At 65.9% G+C, this 15,964-nt stretch carries 15 protein-coding genes; 8 read left to right on the top strand and 7 right to left on the bottom strand.

The features are described 5' to 3' along the window. Nucleotides 1–20: 20 nt before the first annotated feature. Nucleotides 21–1,202 (bottom strand): alpha-hydroxy acid oxidase, encoded by a 1,182-nt coding sequence (locus tag ETC07_RS03215; protein ID WP_136247072.1) that lies wholly within the window; start codon nt 1,200–1,202, stop codon nt 21–23. 133 nt (nt 1,203–1,335) lie between these two features. On the opposite strand from ETC07_RS03215, the gene ETC07_RS03210 reads away from it, so the two are divergent. The 8 genes from ETC07_RS03210 to uxuA all read left to right on the top strand — a co-directional run bounded on the left by ETC07_RS03210 (nt 1,336) and on the right by uxuA (nt 9,973). After that, a complete protein-coding gene (locus tag ETC07_RS03210; protein WP_136247071.1) occupies nt 1,336–2,073 on the top strand; it encodes a GntR family transcriptional regulator in 738 nt (245 codons plus the stop codon). Continuing rightward, nucleotides 2,070–3,281 carry a D-mannonate dehydratase ManD gene (manD, locus tag ETC07_RS03205; protein WP_136247070.1) on the top strand — a complete coding sequence of 404 codons (1,212 nt, stop codon included), beginning with the start codon at nt 2,070–2,072 and terminating at the stop codon, nt 3,279–3,281. Before ETC07_RS03210 ends, manD begins: the two co-directional genes overlap by 4 nt. A gap of 12 nt (nt 3,282–3,293) precedes the next feature. Continuing rightward, nucleotides 3,294–4,316, top strand: coding sequence for a Zn-dependent oxidoreductase (locus ETC07_RS03200; protein WP_136247069.1), 1,023 nt, complete (start codon nt 3,294–3,296; stop codon nt 4,314–4,316). 54 nt (nt 4,317–4,370) lie between these two features. Continuing rightward, nucleotides 4,371–5,339, top strand: coding sequence for a TRAP transporter substrate-binding protein (locus tag ETC07_RS03195; protein WP_136247068.1), 969 nt, complete (start codon nt 4,371–4,373; stop codon nt 5,337–5,339). Nucleotides 5,340–5,421: 82 nt separating this feature from the next. Beyond that, nucleotides 5,422–5,994, top strand: a complete 573-nt coding sequence (locus ETC07_RS03190) for a TRAP transporter small permease (RefSeq protein ID WP_136247067.1) — start codon at nt 5,422–5,424, stop codon at nt 5,992–5,994. Next, on the top strand, nt 5,994–7,274 hold the full coding sequence (locus ETC07_RS03185; RefSeq protein WP_136247066.1) for a TRAP transporter large permease: 1,281 nt from the start codon (nt 5,994–5,996) through the stop codon (nt 7,272–7,274). Before ETC07_RS03190 ends, ETC07_RS03185 begins: the two co-directional genes overlap by 1 nt. A 19-nt stretch (nt 7,275–7,293) precedes the next feature. Further along, a complete protein-coding gene (locus tag ETC07_RS03180; RefSeq protein WP_240724544.1) occupies nt 7,294–8,778 on the top strand; it encodes a mannitol dehydrogenase family protein in 1,485 nt (494 codons plus the stop codon). A gap of 16 nt (nt 8,779–8,794) precedes the next feature. Further along, on the top strand, nt 8,795–9,973 hold the full coding sequence (uxuA, locus tag ETC07_RS03175) for a mannonate dehydratase (RefSeq protein WP_136247065.1): 1,179 nt from the start codon (nt 8,795–8,797) through the stop codon (nt 9,971–9,973). A 93-nt stretch (nt 9,974–10,066) separates the two neighbouring features. Here the strand turns inward: uxuA and ETC07_RS03170 are convergent, their stop codons facing one another. From ETC07_RS03170 to ETC07_RS03145, 6 genes are all read right to left on the bottom strand, one after another. Then, the gene (locus ETC07_RS03170; RefSeq protein ID WP_136247064.1) at nt 10,067–10,744 is read right to left on the bottom strand and encodes an HAD family hydrolase; all 678 of its coding nucleotides are present in this window, start codon (nt 10,742–10,744) and stop codon (nt 10,067–10,069) included. A gap of 41 nt (nt 10,745–10,785) precedes the next feature. Then, nucleotides 10,786–11,766: a 2-hydroxyacid dehydrogenase gene (locus ETC07_RS03165; protein WP_136247063.1), complete on the bottom strand. Its 981-nt coding sequence runs from the start codon at nt 11,764–11,766 to the stop codon at nt 10,786–10,788. Nucleotides 11,767–11,812: 46 nt separating this feature from the next. Continuing rightward, the gene (locus ETC07_RS03160) at nt 11,813–12,793 is read right to left on the bottom strand and encodes a sugar kinase (protein ID WP_136247062.1); all 981 of its coding nucleotides are present in this window, start codon (nt 12,791–12,793) and stop codon (nt 11,813–11,815) included. Between the two features lie 72 nt (nt 12,794–12,865). After that, entirely contained in the window at nt 12,866–13,894 is a 1,029-nt protein-coding gene (locus ETC07_RS03155) for a LacI family DNA-binding transcriptional regulator (protein WP_136247061.1), read from the bottom strand. Between the two features lie 95 nt (nt 13,895–13,989). Further along, nucleotides 13,990–14,676, bottom strand: coding sequence for an HAD family hydrolase (locus ETC07_RS03150; protein WP_136247060.1), 687 nt, complete (start codon nt 14,674–14,676; stop codon nt 13,990–13,992). 150 nt (nt 14,677–14,826) lie between these two features. After that, nucleotides 14,827–15,858 (bottom strand): sodium:calcium antiporter, encoded by a 1,032-nt coding sequence (locus tag ETC07_RS03145; protein WP_136247059.1) that lies wholly within the window; start codon nt 15,856–15,858, stop codon nt 14,827–14,829. Between the last annotated feature and the right edge of the window lie 106 nt (nt 15,859–15,964).

Below are 15,964 nucleotides of genomic sequence, written 5' to 3'. Positions count from 1 at the left end.
ACGCGGCGGTGGGGCGTCCGCTATCCGCGCTGGGCGCCCACCAGGGAGCTCGCTTCCAGGTCGCCGATTCGGTCGACTCCCAGCAGGCCGATCGTGCGGTCGATTTCTCGTTGCAGGATATCCAGGGCGTGCTCGACGCCTGCTTGTCCGCCCGCGGCCAATCCGTACAGGGTGGCGCGCCCTAACCAGACCGCATCGGCGCCCAGAGCCAGTGCCTTGACGACGTCTGTTCCCCGCCGAAAGCCGCTATCGACGAACAGCTGACAACGCTGGCCGATGCGCGCCCTGGCCTCGGGCAGGACGTCGAACGGCGAGCGGGCGTGATCGAGCTGTCGACCGCCGTGGTTGGAGAGCACGACGGCATCCACGCCGAGTGTCGCGGCTCGCTCGGCTTCTTCGGGGGATAGGAGTCCCTTGATGATCAACTTGCCCCGCCATTGATCACGTAGCCAGGCGATGTCATCCCAGTTGAGAGTCGGATCCAGCTGCTCGCCGATGATCGCCGAGGCGCCTTGCACCGATTGTTTTCCGGGCGGCAGGAGGTCGCCCAGGTTCTTGAAGGTTGGCATGCCATCGGGAATGAGTACGTCGGTGATCCAGCGTGGTCGCGATAGCAGATGAAGGAAATTACACAGGGTGGGCTGCATGGGTTTGCGAAAGTTGCGGCGGTCCCATTCCCGATTGCCGTAGATGGCGCTGTCGGTGGTGACCACGAGGGTTTCGTAACCGGCTTCCCGGCAGCGCTCCACCAGCTTCCTGACATAGTCTCGATCACGATAAAAGTAAATCTGCATCCAGGCGCTGAGGCCCGCGAGGTTGGCGATGTCTTCCAGGGACGTCGTGGCGACATTGCTGAGCACGAACGGGATGTCTTTACGGGAGGCTGCCGTTGCCATCTTGATGTCGCCATCTTGCGTTAATAGGCCGTTATAGCCGGTCGGCCCAATCACCAGGGGCATGGCGGCAGGCTTGCCTAACAGGGTGGTCGAGAGATCGCGGGTACCGACCCGAGTCAGGGTCCTTGGCTCGAATAGATAGTCGTCGAATACCTCGCGGTTGCGCTTCAGGGTCCGTTCGTCATCGGCACCCCCCTGCAGGTATTCGAACACGAAGTTGGGTAGGCGGCGCTGGGCAATGCGCTCAAGGTCGTGGATGTTGAGTGCCTTTCTATAGTCATTTCCAGCATATGGACGTCGTTTCACGCAGGCCTCCAACGATCATAGTTAAACCAAAGTCTAGCGCTTAGGTCCTTTTTGTTTTCTCACCATACTACCATACTAGTTTTATCGAAAAGGGGCGGCCAGGCTTTCAGCCCGCCGAGTCGAGGGGAAATACATGAACACGACACTGCAAGCGCTGTGGAGCGACACGCCCGTCGGCGACCCGGTGCGTCAGCGGCTCTATCGGGTTCTGCGTGAGTCGATCATTCAGATGGTCCTGGTGCCGGGGCAGGCGCTTTCGGAGAAGGAGCTTGCCGACACCTTTGCGGTGAGTCGCCAGCCGGTGCGCGAGGCCTTCATTCGACTGTCGGAAGCCGGGTTGGTCGAGGTACGACCTCAGCGCGGCACCTTCGTCGTCAAGATTTCCCAGCAGGCGGTTCTCGAGGCACGTTTCGTGCGCGAGGCCATCGAGTTGGCTGTCGTTCGCTTGGCGGCGACCAAGGGGCTGACGGCCGATACTCTGGCGGAGCTGCATGACCTGCTGGAGCGTCAACGTCGCTGCATCGCTCCACATGATCATGCTCGCTTCTACCGCCTCGACGAGGCCTTCCATCGCACACTGGCTCTGGGCGTCTATCAGCAAGCAGCCTGGAAAGTCGTCGAAGGAGTCCGAGCGCAGTTCGATCGGGTGCGCTACCTGAGCGTTCCCGACAGCACTCCCATCGAGACGTTGATCGATCAGCATGCGCATATCGTCGCTGCCATCGAGCATGGTGACGCCGATGCCGCCGGCCTCGCTATGCAGGCCCATTTGCGTGAGGTTCTCATTTCGTTGCCCGACCTGGTGCGTCGCTACCCCGACATGTTCGAGGACCAGCAGACCCAGTCACTCATCGAGGAGGCGAGCTCATGAGAATCGAGCGGGCCTACACCATCGTCACCGCGCCGGGGCGTAACTTCGTCACCCTCAAGATTGTCACCGACGAGGGGACTTACGGCATCGGCGATGCGACCCTCAATGGTCGCGAGCAGGCGGTGGTCGCTTACCTCGAAGAGCATGTGATTCCCGCTTTGATCGGCCGTGACCCACAGCGCATCGAGGATATCTGGCATTACCTCTACCGCGGTGCCTATTGGCGGCGGGGGCCGGTGACCATGAGTGCGATTGGCGCCGTAGACATGGCGCTGTGGGACATCAAGGCCAAGGCTGCCGGCATGCCGTTGTATCAGCTGCTGGGCGGTAAAAGTCGTGAGCGGGTGATGGTCTATGGTCATGCCACCGGCAAGGACATCGAAGCCTGCCTGGATGAAGTTGCTCAGCACGTCGAGAAGGGTTACCGCGCGGTGCGCGTGCAGGCGGGGGTGCCGGGCATCGCCAGCATCTATGGCGTGGCGAAGAACCCTGGTGAGCGCTACGAGCCCGCTGACGCCGAGCTGCCTGCCGAACACGTCTGGGATACCACCAAGTACCTCAACCATGCACCCAAGCTGTTCGCCGCCGTACGTGAGCGCTTCGGTGAAGACTTGCACGTGCTACATGATGTGCACCATCGGCTGACGCCTATCGAGGCGGCACGCTTGGGCAAGGAGCTCGAGCCCTTCCACCTGTTCTGGCTAGAGGATTGTGTGCCGGCGGAGAATCAAGAGAGCTTCCGGCTGATTCGTCAGCACACCACCACGCCACTAGCGGTGGGTGAAGTCTTTAACAGCCTGTACGACGCCAAGGCACTGATCGAGAACCAGTGGATCGATTACATCCGAGCCACCCTGACCCATGCCGGCGGCATTACTCACATGCGACGGCTGGCCGACCTGGCTGGGCTCTATCACGTGCGCACCGGTTTCCACGGCCCCACTGACTTATCACCGGTGTGTCTGGGGGCGGCGATCCACTTCGATACCTGGGTACCCAACTTCGGCATCCAAGAGTATATGCCCCACGACGCCGTCACCGATGAGGTCTTTCCTCATGATTATCGCTTCGAGGATGGCCACTTCCTGGTCGGCGAGACGCCAGGACATGGCGTCGACATCGATGAAACTGCCGCCGCCCAATACCCCTATCGCCGTGCCAGCCTGCCGGTCAATCGGCTCGAGGATGGCACCCTATGGCACTGGTAACGAGGTAAATCAATGAAAGCCTTTCAGGTCAGCGCTCCCCAGGATTATCGCCTGGTCGATACCGAGGTTCCCATGGCCGCTCCCGGTGAGGTGTTGGTAAGGGTGGCCTTCGCCGGCATTTGTGGCTCGGACATGCACATCATCCATGGCGATAACGCCTTCGTGCGCTTCCCGCGCATCACCGGCCATGAATTCGCCGGCCGGATCGAGGCCGTGGGGGAGGAGGTCGAGGGCGTCGCCATCGGCGACCGGGTGTGCATCGATCCGGTGGTCAGCTGTGGCCACTGTTACCCCTGCCGTATCGACCGTCCCAATGTCTGCAACGCGTTGGAGGTGGTCGGCGTGCATCGCAACGGCGGCTTCGAGGAGCGGGTCAACGTGCCGGCGGCCAACGTGCACCGTCTTCCCGAAACGCTGGGGCTGGATGCCGCCGCTCTGGTCGAGCCTTATTCCATCGCCGCCAACGTGCTGGGACGCATGCAGCCCCTCCCCGGCGATCGCCTGTTGATCCTCGGTGCAGGGGTGATCGGATTGACCATCCTGCAGGTCGCCCGTGCCCTGGGCATCGAGGACATTACCGTCAGCGACGTGATCGATGCTCGCCTGGCCACCGCTCGAGAACTGGGGGCCACTCGTACCCTCAACGGCGCGCAGCAGGAAGTCGAGGCGGAGATCGAAGTGCTGACCGGCGGTGAGGGCATACCGTTGATCGCCGATGCCGCCTGTGTGCCGGCCCTGTTGCCACAGATGCTGCGCATGGCCTCGCCGGCAGGGCGCATCGGGCTGCTCGGTTTCAACCCCACGCCCAGCGACCTAGTACAGCTGGAGGTGATCAAGAAGGAGCTGACCCTGGTCGGTTCGCGACTCAATAACCGCAAGTTTCCGGAGGTGATCGAGCTGATGGCGTCCGGGCGCCTGGATCCGCTGGCGCTGGTGAGCCATCGCCTGCCTTTCGATGACATGCCTGATGCCATCCAGATGATCGATCAGCATCCCGAAAAGGCCCGCAAGGTACTGATAGAGGTCGGTGCCTGACGGGACGTGCACGCAAGCCAACAACATACAAAGCAAGTGCCAGGAGAACACACCATGATCAAACGACTCGTGACCAGCGCTGTGCTAGGCGTAGCCATCCTCGGTAGCCAGGCTAGTCTGGCCGCCGACTACACCCTGAAATTTGGCCATCTAGCCAATGAGCAGCACATCTGGAATCAGGCTGCCCTCAAGTTCAAGGAGCTCGTCGAGGAGAACTCCGACGGGCAGATCGAGGTGCAGGTCTACCCCAATGAACAACTCGGCAGCGAGATGGATGTCATCAACAGCATTCAGCTTGGCACGGCCGACATGACCATCACCGGCGAAAGCCTTCAGAACTGGGCGCCCAAGGCGGCGATGATGGCCGTGCCCTATGCCTTCCGTGACTCTGAGCATCTTGAGCGGGCCGTGGAAGGGGGTATCGGCGATCAGATCGAGTCTCAGATCACCGAGCGTGCCAAATTGGTGCCGCTGGCCTGGTTCGAGCGTGGCCCCCGGCAACTGACCAGCAACCGGCCGATCACATCTCCCGAGGATCTGGATGGGATTCGTTTGAGGGTGCCCAACGTTCCGTTGTTCGTCGACACTTGGGAAGCGCTGGGTGCACGGCCCACGCCCATGGCCTTCAGCGAGGTCTTCACCTCGCTTCAGCAAAGCACCATCGAGGCCCAGGAAAACCCGCTTAGCCTGATCGAGAGTGCCAGCTTCAACGAGGTCCAGGATTACGTGAACCTCACCGGGCACGTGCGCAGCTGGATCTATGTGGTGATCGGCAAGAATCGGCTCGAGGCGATGCCCGATGACCTACAACAGGTCGTCCGCGATGCCGCCCAGGACATGCAGTCCTATGAAGCCGATCTGTTCGCGGCGGACCAGGAACGTCTGCGTCAGAGCCTGGAAGATCTCGGCATGGAATTCGTCGAGGTCGATACCGAGGCCTTCGCCGAGAAAGCCCGTCCGGCGGTGCTGGAGGCGCTCACCGACGAGCAACGTGAGCTCTACGACGCTATCCAGGACCTGTAAGCCTCCGAGGCGGGCGGATGTTATGCCGCCCGCCGTCTCCCTGCTCTCCACGGGGGAGCGTTGCCCCCCATGAGGTGTAACCATGGATGCCTCTGAACACCGGATCGTCGAGGAGCTTGACGCCCCGCCGACGGTTCCGCGCCTGACGGGCGTCGCCGGCCGCGTGATTGGCTGGCTGGACACCCTGCTCATTACCTTGGCCACTCTGGCATTGGTAGGCATTGCCGCGACCGTACTGCTACAGATCGCCGGGCGTGTGGTGCTACCTTCCTCGCCGCCCTGGACCGAAGAGCTGTCGCGCTATCTGTTCCTCTACATGGTGGCGCTGTCGTCGGGAGTGGTGATCCGCCGGCATCGCAACGTCAACGTGGAACTCTTCCATCACTGGATGGGTCCTCGCGCCAGAGCGGGTTATCAGGCCCTGATCGGCCTGTTGACGGGCGTTTTCGCCCTTATCGTGCTGCCTTATGCCTGGCAATACGCTGCTAATGGTGTCTGGCAGACTTCGCCGACGTTGAAGGTCCCGATGCTCTATATCTTCTTCTCCACCGTGGTGCTGTTCGCACTGGTTCTGCTGTACAGCGCTCTTGGTCTCGTCGAGGGCCTGCTGGCCATCCGCCGCTCGCCCTCTCAAGCCGATACGGAGACCCCATAATGGAAGTCATCGTGCTGTTCGCCGTCTTCCTGGTACTGCTGGTGATGGGGATGCCGATCGCCTTCTCGCTGGGCCTCGCCTCGCTGAGCTATCTACTGTTGGCGGGGATTCCGCTGACCATCGTTCCACAGCGCCTCTACGCCGGCATCGATACCTTCGTGTTGTTGTGCATTCCCGGTTTCGTGTTGGCCGGGAATCTGATGAATGTCGGTAATATCACCGAACACATCGTGCGTTTCTCCAACGCCCTGGTCGGCCATATCCGCGGTGGGCTAGGGCTTGCCAACGTCGGTGGGTCGATGATCTTCGGCGGCATCTCCGGCACCGCCGTGGCCGATGCCGCCAGCATCGGCTCGGTGATGATCCCTGGCATGGCTAGGTCCGGCTATGACAAGCCGTTCTCTGCGGCCGTCACTGCGGCATCCTCGACCATCGGGCCGATCATTCCGCCTAGCGTGCCGATGATCATCGCCGGCTCGCTGACCGGTGTTTCGGTGGGGCGCATGTTCCTGGCAGGCGCCATTCCCGGCCTCCTGTTAGGCGTGGCGATGATGGTCACCGTCTACCTGCTGGCCGTCCGGCGCGGCTACCCCAAGGAGCAACGTGTGCCGCTACTTGAGCTGTTGCGCGAGGGGCGCACCGCCTTCTGGGCGTTGCTGATGACGGCTATCATCCTCTACGGCATCATCGGCGGTTTCTTCACCCCCACCGAGGCTTCCATCGTCGCCAGTCTCTACGCGCTGGTGGTCGGCATGTACGTCTACAAGGGGCTCTCCTGGCGCAAGCTGCCGGGTATCCTCAGCGATACTGTGCTGACCTCCTCGGCGCTGTTGCTGCTGGTGGGGCTGGCCAATCTGTTCGGCTGGATCCTGACTAGCCAGCAAATCCCGCAGATGGTGGCCTCGGGGATCCTGTCGATCAGCGAGAACCCGCTGGTGGTGATCCTGATCCTCAATCTGATTCTGCTGTGTGTCGGCGCCTTCATGGAGACCATCGCCGCATTGATCATCCTGTTCCCGGCGTTGCTGGGAGTGGCCACTGGGGTGGGCATGGATCCGGTCCATTTCGCGGTCATGGCGGTGCTTAACCTGATGATCGGCCTGACCACGCCACCGGTGGGGGTGTGCCTGTTCGTGGTCGCGGGGATTGGCAACCTGCAGATGCTGACTGTGGCCCGAGCCATCCTGCCGTTTCTGGCCTGCAACCTGGTGGTGTTGTTGCTGGTGTCCTATCTGCCGTTCATCTCGCTATGGCTGCCCAACCTGATACTGGGCCAGTGAGGTGGAGATACCCTCTGACATGGAGATCGTGATGCCGGATGTCACACGGTTGCCGGTCGGCGCCGCCAGCGGGCGCATCGCCATCGTCCACCTGGGGCTGGGTGCCTTCCATCGCGCCCACCAGGCGATCTACCTGGAGCGCTATCGCCAACGCAGCGGCGACGCCGCCTGGGGGGTGAGCAGCGCCAACCTGCGCTCAAGCGTCGGGCTGGTCGACGCTCTGCGCGAGGCCGGCCACCGCTACCACGTCGTCGAGTACGCCAATCGCGAGAGCGTCACCGTCCGTGAAATCGGCGTGATCGAGGAGGCGCTGTTCACCGGTCGTGACGAACACGGCCAATGGGGACGCGACCGCGAGGCGCTACTCGCACGCATGGCCTCTCGCGAGACACGTATCGTGACTCTCACGGTGACCGAGAAGGGCTACTTCCTGAGCCCGGCCAGCGGCGAGCTGCTGGCCGACGCGCCGATGATCGCCGCCGATATCGCCACGCCCGCGGCGCCGCGCACCGCGCCCGGGATCCTGGTCGAGGCGCTGCGCCGGCGCCGCGATTCGGGGCTGGCACCCTTCACGGTACTGAGTTGCGACAATATGCCGGACAACGGCCAGCGCACCCGCACCGCCGTCATCCAGCTGGCCGAGCGGGGTGATGCCGCCCTGGCCGAGTGGATCGCCGCCGAGGTGGCCTTCCCCTGCAGCATGGTCGATCGCATCGTGCCGGCGATGACCGATGCCGACTTTGCCCGCTTGAGTGAGCTGGGTGTCGAGGACCCCAATGCCGTGGTCTGCGAGGCCTTTGCCCAGTGGGTGATCGAAGACGACTTCCCCCAGGGTCGCCCGGCTTGGGAAGCCGACGGCGTGGAGATGGTCGCCGAGGTGGCCCCCTTCGAGACCATGAAGCTGCGCATGCTCAATGGCAGCCACTCGCTGCTGGCCTATCTAGGCGCCCTGGACGGGATCGAGACGGTCTTCGAAGCCGTCAGCCACGATGACCTCAAAGTCCTTCTGCGCCGCTACATGCTGGAAGAGGCCGCGCCGACCCTGACCATGCCCGAGGGTACCGACCTCGCCGCTTATGCCGAGCAGCTGCTCGCGCGCTTTGCCAATGACAGCCTGCGTCATCGGCTGCAGCAGATCGCCATGGACGGCAGCCAGAAGCTGCCCCAGCGCTGGCTGCAGGGTGCAGAGGCTCGCCTGGCGGAGGGAGAAGGTGCGCCCTGCATTGCGCTTGGTGTGGCCGCCTGGATTCGCTATACGGCGGGTGCCGACCTGGGCGGGCGGCCTCTCGCGGTGGACGATCCGCTGGCCGGCCGCCTGGCGGCCTTGCATGCGCGCTATGGCGACGATATCCCGGCCCTGGTCGCGGCCTTCCTGGCCGTGGAGGCCGTTTTTCCACCGGCGCTGGCGGTCGATGCCTCCTTCGCCGAGGCGGTCACCAACGCTTATACCACCCTGACGCAACATGGGCTCGCCGGGGCGTTGATCTCCCTCGGGCGAGCCTGAACAAGAGGATATTATCATGGAGCATACTTGGCGCTGGTTCGGTCCGGCCGACCCTATTCGCCTCGACGAGATCCGTCAGACCGGAGCGACCGGGATCGTCACGGCGCTGCATGAGCTACCTAACGACCAGGTGTGGTCGGTGGAGGCGATTCGTGAGCGCCAGGCGATGATCGAGGCCGCCGGGCTGACCTGGTCGGTGGTGGAGAGCGTGCCAGTGCATGAGGCGATCAAGCTGGGCCTGCCCCAGCGCGATGAGCTGATTGCCACCTACTGCCAGACCCTGCGCAACTTGGCCGCCTGCGGCATCGATACCGTCTGCTACAACTTCATGCCGGTGCTTGACTGGACTCGCACCGACCTGACCTGGGCGCTGTCGGACGGCGCCCTGGCGCTGCGTTTCGATCAGACCGCCTTCGCCGCCTTCGACCTCTACCTGCTGGCCCGCCCTGGCGCAGAGGCCGAATACAGTGATGCCGAGAAGGCCGCGGCTCGGGAGCATCTCGACCATCTGGATGCGGCCGGCCGCGATAAGTTGGTCAATACGTTGATCGCCGGGCTGCCGGGGGCCGAGGAGCACTATACCCTGGAGCAGTTTCGGGGGGTGCTGGCCGAGTACGCCGAGATCGACGCCGATCGACTGCGCGAGCATCTGGGTGACTTCCTCGCGGCGGTGGTTCCGGTGGCCGAGGAGGTGGGCATCCGCATGGCGATCCACCCCGACGATCCGCCCCGTCCACTGCTGGGGCTACCGCGGGTGGTCTCGACCGCCGAGGATGCCCGGTGGATCCTCGACGTCGTGCCCAGCCCGGCCAACGGCCTGACCCTGTGCACCGGCTCCTATGGCGTCAGCGCCGATATCGACCTGGTCGCGATGGCAGGGCGCTTCGGGCCGAAGATCTACTTCGCCCACCTGCGCTCGACCCAGCGTGAGTCGCCGGATCCGAGGTCCTTCCATGAAGCGCCGCACCTCGACGGCGACGTGGACATGGTCGGGGTCGTCCGGGAACTGGTCGCCGAGGAGCGTCGTCGCGAACGGGAAGGCGGCCCACGCCTGCCGCTACGTCCCGATCACGGTCACCATATCCTCGATGATCAGCATCGTGATACCGCGCCCGGTTATCCGCTCTATGGTCGCCTCAAGGGGCTGGCCGAGTTGCGTGGCGTGGAGCTTGCGGTACGGTCGCTAATGGCCTGAGCCCGAAGATGCGCACTCGAGACGACAGCGCCCCGCCGGTATGGCCGGTGGGGCGCTGTCGTTCAGGGGAATCATTCAGCAAGAGCGGTCGACTCAGGCCGGCTGCGTCGCCTTGGCGGCTAGCTCGGCGATCGCCGCCGGCAGCTCGCCGGCCTGATGAATGGTGATGGCGCCGTCCGGCGTGCTTTCCTCTTCCGGGAAGCGGTTCAGATGCACGACCCGCATGCCGGCGGCGAGCCCGGCCGCCACGCCCACCGCGGCATCGTCGATCACCACGCAGCGCTCGGGCGCATGGCCCATGGCCTCGGCGGCCTTGAGGTAGAGCGACGGGTCGGGTTTCCACACGCCGAGGGTATAGGCGCTGAACAGCCGCTCGCCGAAGTGGTGCGCCAGGTCGGCGCTGTGCATGGCGCAGCGAATCTTGCGCTCGGGGCCGTTGGAGACCACCGCCTTGGGGTACTCGGCCAGGGCCTCGAGGGCCGCCGGCATGCCATCGATGGCATGGAGCTCCTCGCGCATGCGCGCCTCCATGCGGCTGCGCAGGGTGTCTTCCATGGATCGCAGCCGCTCCTCGTCGAGGGCGCCGTAGCGGCCTTCCAGCTCGCGCACGATGGCCAGGAAGCGTACGCCACGAAACGCTTCCATGTACTGTCGCGCGGTGAAGGGCAGGCCGCAGGACGTGAGCGTCTCCGCCATCACCTCGGCGAGCAGGATCTCGCTGTCGACCAGGGTGCCGTCGGAATCGAAGAGCAGGCAGAGGGGGGCAGTCATGGTGTCCTCGCGTGTCGGGGAAGGTGAGGGTCGGCGGGGCGTCAGGCGCGTGGCCAGGCCGCCGCGTTGACCAGGCTGATGGGCCGCTGGCCGTTGAGCGCGCGGGTGATGTTGTCGACCGCGCGCTGTGCCATGGCGGTGCGGGTCTCGTGGGTCGCCGAGCCGATATGCGGCAGCGCTACCACGTTGGCCATGTGCGGCAGCGGCGAGTCCTGGGATAGCGGCTCGCGCTCGAAGACGTCGAGCCCCGCGGCGCGGATCTCACCGGCCGTGAGGGCCGCGATCAGCGCCGCCTCGTCGACCACCTTGCCGCGGGCGATGTTGACGAAGATCGCCGAGTCGCGCATCAGCGCGAACTCCCGGGCGCCGATCAGCCGCTCGGTCTCGGCGCTCAGCGGCACCGTCACGCACACGAAATCAGCCTCGCCGAGTAGCTCGTCGAGCTCGCGGCGCCGGGCGCCCAGTTCGTCCTCCAGCGCCGGCTTGGGCGAGGCGTTGGAATACAGGATGCGCATGCCGAAGCCCAGCGCCCCGCGTCGGGCGATGGCCGCACCGATGCGCCCGAAGCCCACCATGCCCAGGGTCTTGCCGTGAACATCGGAGCCGAACTGCGCCGCGCCGATGCTGGTTTGCCATTCGCCGTGCTTGATGAACTCGGCGAGCTCCACGGCGCGTCGCGCCGCGCTCATGATCAGCAGGAAACCGGTGTCGGCGGTGGTCTCGGTGAGCACGTCCGGGGTGTTGCACAATAGGATGCCGCGTCGCGTCAGCTCTTCCACCGGGTAGTTGTCATAGCCCACCGAGATGCTGGCGATGGCCTCCAGCTGGGGCGCCGCGTCGAGCAGCGCGGGGGTGATGCTGAGGCTGGCGCCGACCAGTCCGTGTGCCTCGCCCAGGGCCTCGCGGAAGGCCGGGTCGTCGGCGGACTCCAGGTTCGTGAAGACGTCGACGTGGAAGTCGCGGCGCAGCTCGCGCAACTGCTCGTCGTTGAGGCGGCCGTAGGCCAGGATGCGTTTCTTCATGTCGGGCTCCTTGTGCGATGGACGTTGGGCGCGGCCGGCGGCCGGGTCACGCGGTGGAAGGTGATGCATCGGCCTCCAGGACCGTCAGGCGCTCGCGGGAGGGCAGGCCCTCCATGTCGCCGCGCACCTGCACGGCCTGGGCGCCGATCAGGTTGCCGCGACGCACCGCTTCCCGGGGCGAGCGGCCATCGAGCAGCGCGCTGACCACGCCTACGGCGAAGCCGTCTCCGGCGCCCACGGTGTCCACCACCTCGGCTACCGGCACGCCGGGCACGCTGAAGCTTTCCTCTCGGCCGCCGAGCGCACCACGGTAGTAGCTGCCCTCCGGCCCCAGCTTGATGATCACCGCCTTGGCGCCGCGTTCGAGATAGAAGCCGGCGATGTCGTGCGGCGTCTCCAGGCCGGTCAGCCGGCGTCCCTCGGTGAGGCCGGGCAGCACCCAGTCGGCGTGGCCCGCCAGCGCATTGAGGGTCTCGCACATCTCGGCCTCGCTGGCCCACAGGGCGGGGCGCAGGTTGGGGTCGAAGGAGATGCTGGCGCCGGCCGCCCGAGCCTGGTCGAGCATGTGCTGCGACAGCGCACGCGCGGAGCCCGACAACGCCGGAGGAATGCCGGTGGCGTGCAGGTGGCGAGCGGCGGTGAACTCCACCGTCGCGGCGTCCGCCGGCGACAGCTGGCTGGCGGCGCTGCCGCGGCGGACGTACTCGACGTGGGGGTCGGCGCCCTCCGCGGCGCGTTCCTTGAACACCAGGCCGGTGGCGTGGTCGGGATCGCGGGCCAGGTGGCGGCAGTCCAGGCCTTCGGCCTCGAGGGTATGGCGAATGTAAGTGCCGAAGCTGTCGTCGCCGACCCGGCTCAGCCAGCCGACATGAAAGCCTAGCCGCGCCAGGCCGATGGCGACGTTGGTGTCGGCTCCGGCGATGCCGCGGCTGAAGGCGTCGACCTCGGCGAGGGCGCCGGGGGTCTGGGCGACGAACAATGTCATGGCCTCACCGAAGGTGAGGATCTCGGGAGCGGATGTGTGCATGGCGGGCCTCTCGGGTTGGGAACGTTACCATTGGGGTGTCGGGCGTCGAGTTGGGCGGCCTGGCGGCGCCGCTCAGCGCCGCGTGGAGCCGCGGGCGATCAGCCGCCCGCCGTAGTCGCTGCGGCGTGGCGGGGCACGCTCGCCGGGGGCGTCGAGGCGTCGCAGCAGGCGGTCGACCGCCGCGCGGCCGATGTCCTCGGTGGGCTGGGCGAGGGTGGTGATGCCCGGGGCGACCAGCTCGCACCAGTCGAGCTCGTCGATGCCCATCAGGCCCGTCTCGCCGAGGCCCACGTCGAGCGCCTGCAGGGCGCGGGTGGCGGCCAGGGTGACGTTGCCGTTGGCGCACAGCAGCGCCTTCGGCGCCGCGCCCGGGGCGGCCAGGAAGGCGGCGATGGCGGCGTTCAGGGCAGGTGCATCGCCTGGCTCCAGGCAGCAGGCCTCGCCGCTAAGCCCCGCGCCCTCGCCCAGGCGTTGCTCGACCCGCGCCAGGCGGGCCTGGCGGGAGCTGGCCCGGGAAGGCGGCTCGCTGAGGTAGAGCACCTCGCCGTAGCCCTGGGCCAGCAGGTGATCGAGGGCCGTGTCGATGGCGTGGGCGTTGTCGAGGCCCACCACGTCGGCCTCGAGGTCGCCGAGGGTGCGGTCGAGCAGCACCAGTGGCAGGCCCTGGTCGGCCAGCTGACGCAGCTCGTGGCTGGGTTGGCCGGTGGGATTGATCACCAGCCCCTCGACCCGATAACCCGCCAGCAGTGCCAGGTGCTCGCGTTCCTGGGCCGGGTCGTTGTCGGTGTTGCAGACCATCAGCGAGAAGCCGCGGGCCCGGCAGGCCTGCTCGAGGCCATGCATCACCGCCACCGAGAAGGGGTTGCGGATATCCGCCACCAGCATGCCGATCAGCCGCGAGCGCCCGCCCTTGAGGCTGCGGGCCATCTGATTGGGGCGGTAGCCGAGCCGCTGGGCGGCGCCTGCGATGCGCGCCTGCAGGTCGGCGGACAGCCGCTCGCGCTCGCCGCCGAAGTAGCGCGAGACGCTGGTCTTGGAGACGCCGGCGTCGCGGGCGACCTCGAGCAGGGTGGCATCGGTGCGGGAAGAGGCGCTGTGCATGAGCGAATATCGAGTAAATGGGAACGTTCCCAAGCTACTCGTAGACGTCGCCGCATGGCAAGTCGAATAGGGTTAGACCATGGTGGGGGAGCGTCTCAGGCCTGCGAGATCATGCGCTGCCGGTGATGCGCCAGGCGAGCGATCACGGTGGGCAGCTGGGACAGCCTGGTGATCATGATGGCGCCTTCCGGCGTCTCCTCGGCATCGGCGAAGCGGTTGAAGTGAATCACCGTCATGCCGGCGCTAAGCGCGGCCTGGACGCCGACCAGGGCGTCATCGATGGCCACGCACTCCTCGGGGGCATAACCCATCAACGCCGCGGCGTGGCGGTACAGGCAGGGGTCGGGTTTCCAGCACTGCGCCTCGTAGCCGCTGAACAGGTGATGATCGAAGACCGGTTCGAGGTCGGTGGCGAGCAGCGAGGTGCGGATCTTGTTGACCGGCCCGTTGGAGACCACGCCCATGGGGTGCCCGGCCAGGGCGGCCAGCGCTTCGGGGGCGCCGCTGATGGGCATCAGGTCGGTCGCCAGGCGACGGTTGAGGTTGGCGCGCATGTCGCGTTCCAAAGCGTCGAGGCGCTCGGGGTCGATGCGGCCATGGCGGCGCTCAAGCTCGGCGACGATATGCCGGAAGCGCGCGCCGCGAAATTCTCCGACATAGTCGCTGGCCTGGAAGGGCAAGCCCACGGCGGTGAGGCTGGCTTCCATCTCGGCGGCGAGCAGGGGCTCGCTATCGACGAGGGTGCCGTCGCAGTCGAAGAGCAGGCAGAGTGGGCGGGCCATCACCGGTAACCTCGCGGGCGTGTCATTCGGTTTTAACGCTATTGTGTCATATCGCGGCGTCCTCCTTTAGTTTAAGACGCTTTTCACCACTTTGTGAACACTGTTTTTCAATTCAACTCTTGTTGCACATTCGGCGCCAGGGTTCGGTGCTCAGTGTGAGGTCGCCACCAGCATCGCTACCCCGGCCAGGTAGCAGCCGGCGATGGCTAGGCTCTCGAAGCCGATGCGCCCCGGCCCCAGGCGCTCGCGGTGGATCATGCCGACCATCAGGATGGCGGTCATCAGCAGTGACAGGGCCACCCACAGCGCCACGCCGTCGGGCATGGCGTGATAGATCGAGCCGCCGCGATAGGCGACGTCCGAGGCGGCCACGAACAGGGTGTCGAAGGCGTTGCCGCCGATGATACCGGCCACCGCCAGGGTCAGCGCACCACGCCGCACCGCCGCCACCGAGGTGACCAGCTCCGGCAGCGAGGTGACCACCGCGGTCATCAGCACGCCGACGATCGACTGGCCGAGGCCGGTGTCCTCGGCGATCACCGAGGCGACGCCTTCCAGCAGCCAGCCGCTGGCACCGAGCACCAGCGCCAGGCCCAGGAAGCTCAACCACAGTCGCGCCGACGAGCGTGACGCGACCTGTGCATCCGGCACGTCCGGGGTGGTCTCCCGGGTCTGGGCCGGGCGCCACATGGGGCGGTCGCGGGTGCGCTCTGCCAGCCGCAGCCCGAACAGGTAGACGATCACGATCAGCGGGGTGACGGGGTGAACCTGCCACAGCGTCCACTCCGGGGCGAAGCGGCCCACCAGCACCAGGGCCAGCAGGCACAGCAGCAGGCCGCCCTGCATCAGGTTGCCGATGGAGGCGGCGGCGTGCTCGAGGTTGGCGCGACGATGGGTCAGGTCGGCGATGGTCAGGAACAGGGTCTGCACGGCGATGCCGCCCAGGGCGTTGCTCATCGCCAGGGTGGGGTGGTCGGCCAGGGCCGCCGAGACCGACAGCACCAGCCCCGACAGCGAGGTGGCCATGCCCAGCAAGACGGCGCCGGCGATGGCCTCGCCGAGGCCGGTGCGGTCGGCCAGTTCATCGACGATGCGGGTCAGGCGCGTGCCCACCACGCCGATGACCAGGGTGCAGGCGACGAAGGCCGCGAGGGCGAGCGGCAGCGAGAGTGTGCTCAACATGGCCGGCAAGCGTGGGGCGTGAAGACGATCGGGGCTGCGGCGCGCGGCGAGGCGAACACGAGCGATGGCGGTGCGGGCATGCGGGCTCCTGGCTGAGCGTGAGCGT

Source organism: Halomonas borealis (assembly GCF_004798905.1).
Taxonomy (GTDB): domain Bacteria; phylum Pseudomonadota; class Gammaproteobacteria; order Pseudomonadales; family Halomonadaceae; genus Halomonas; species Halomonas borealis.
Note: the sequence above shows the minus strand (reverse complement) of the source record. Positions and strands in the feature narration are given on the sequence as shown.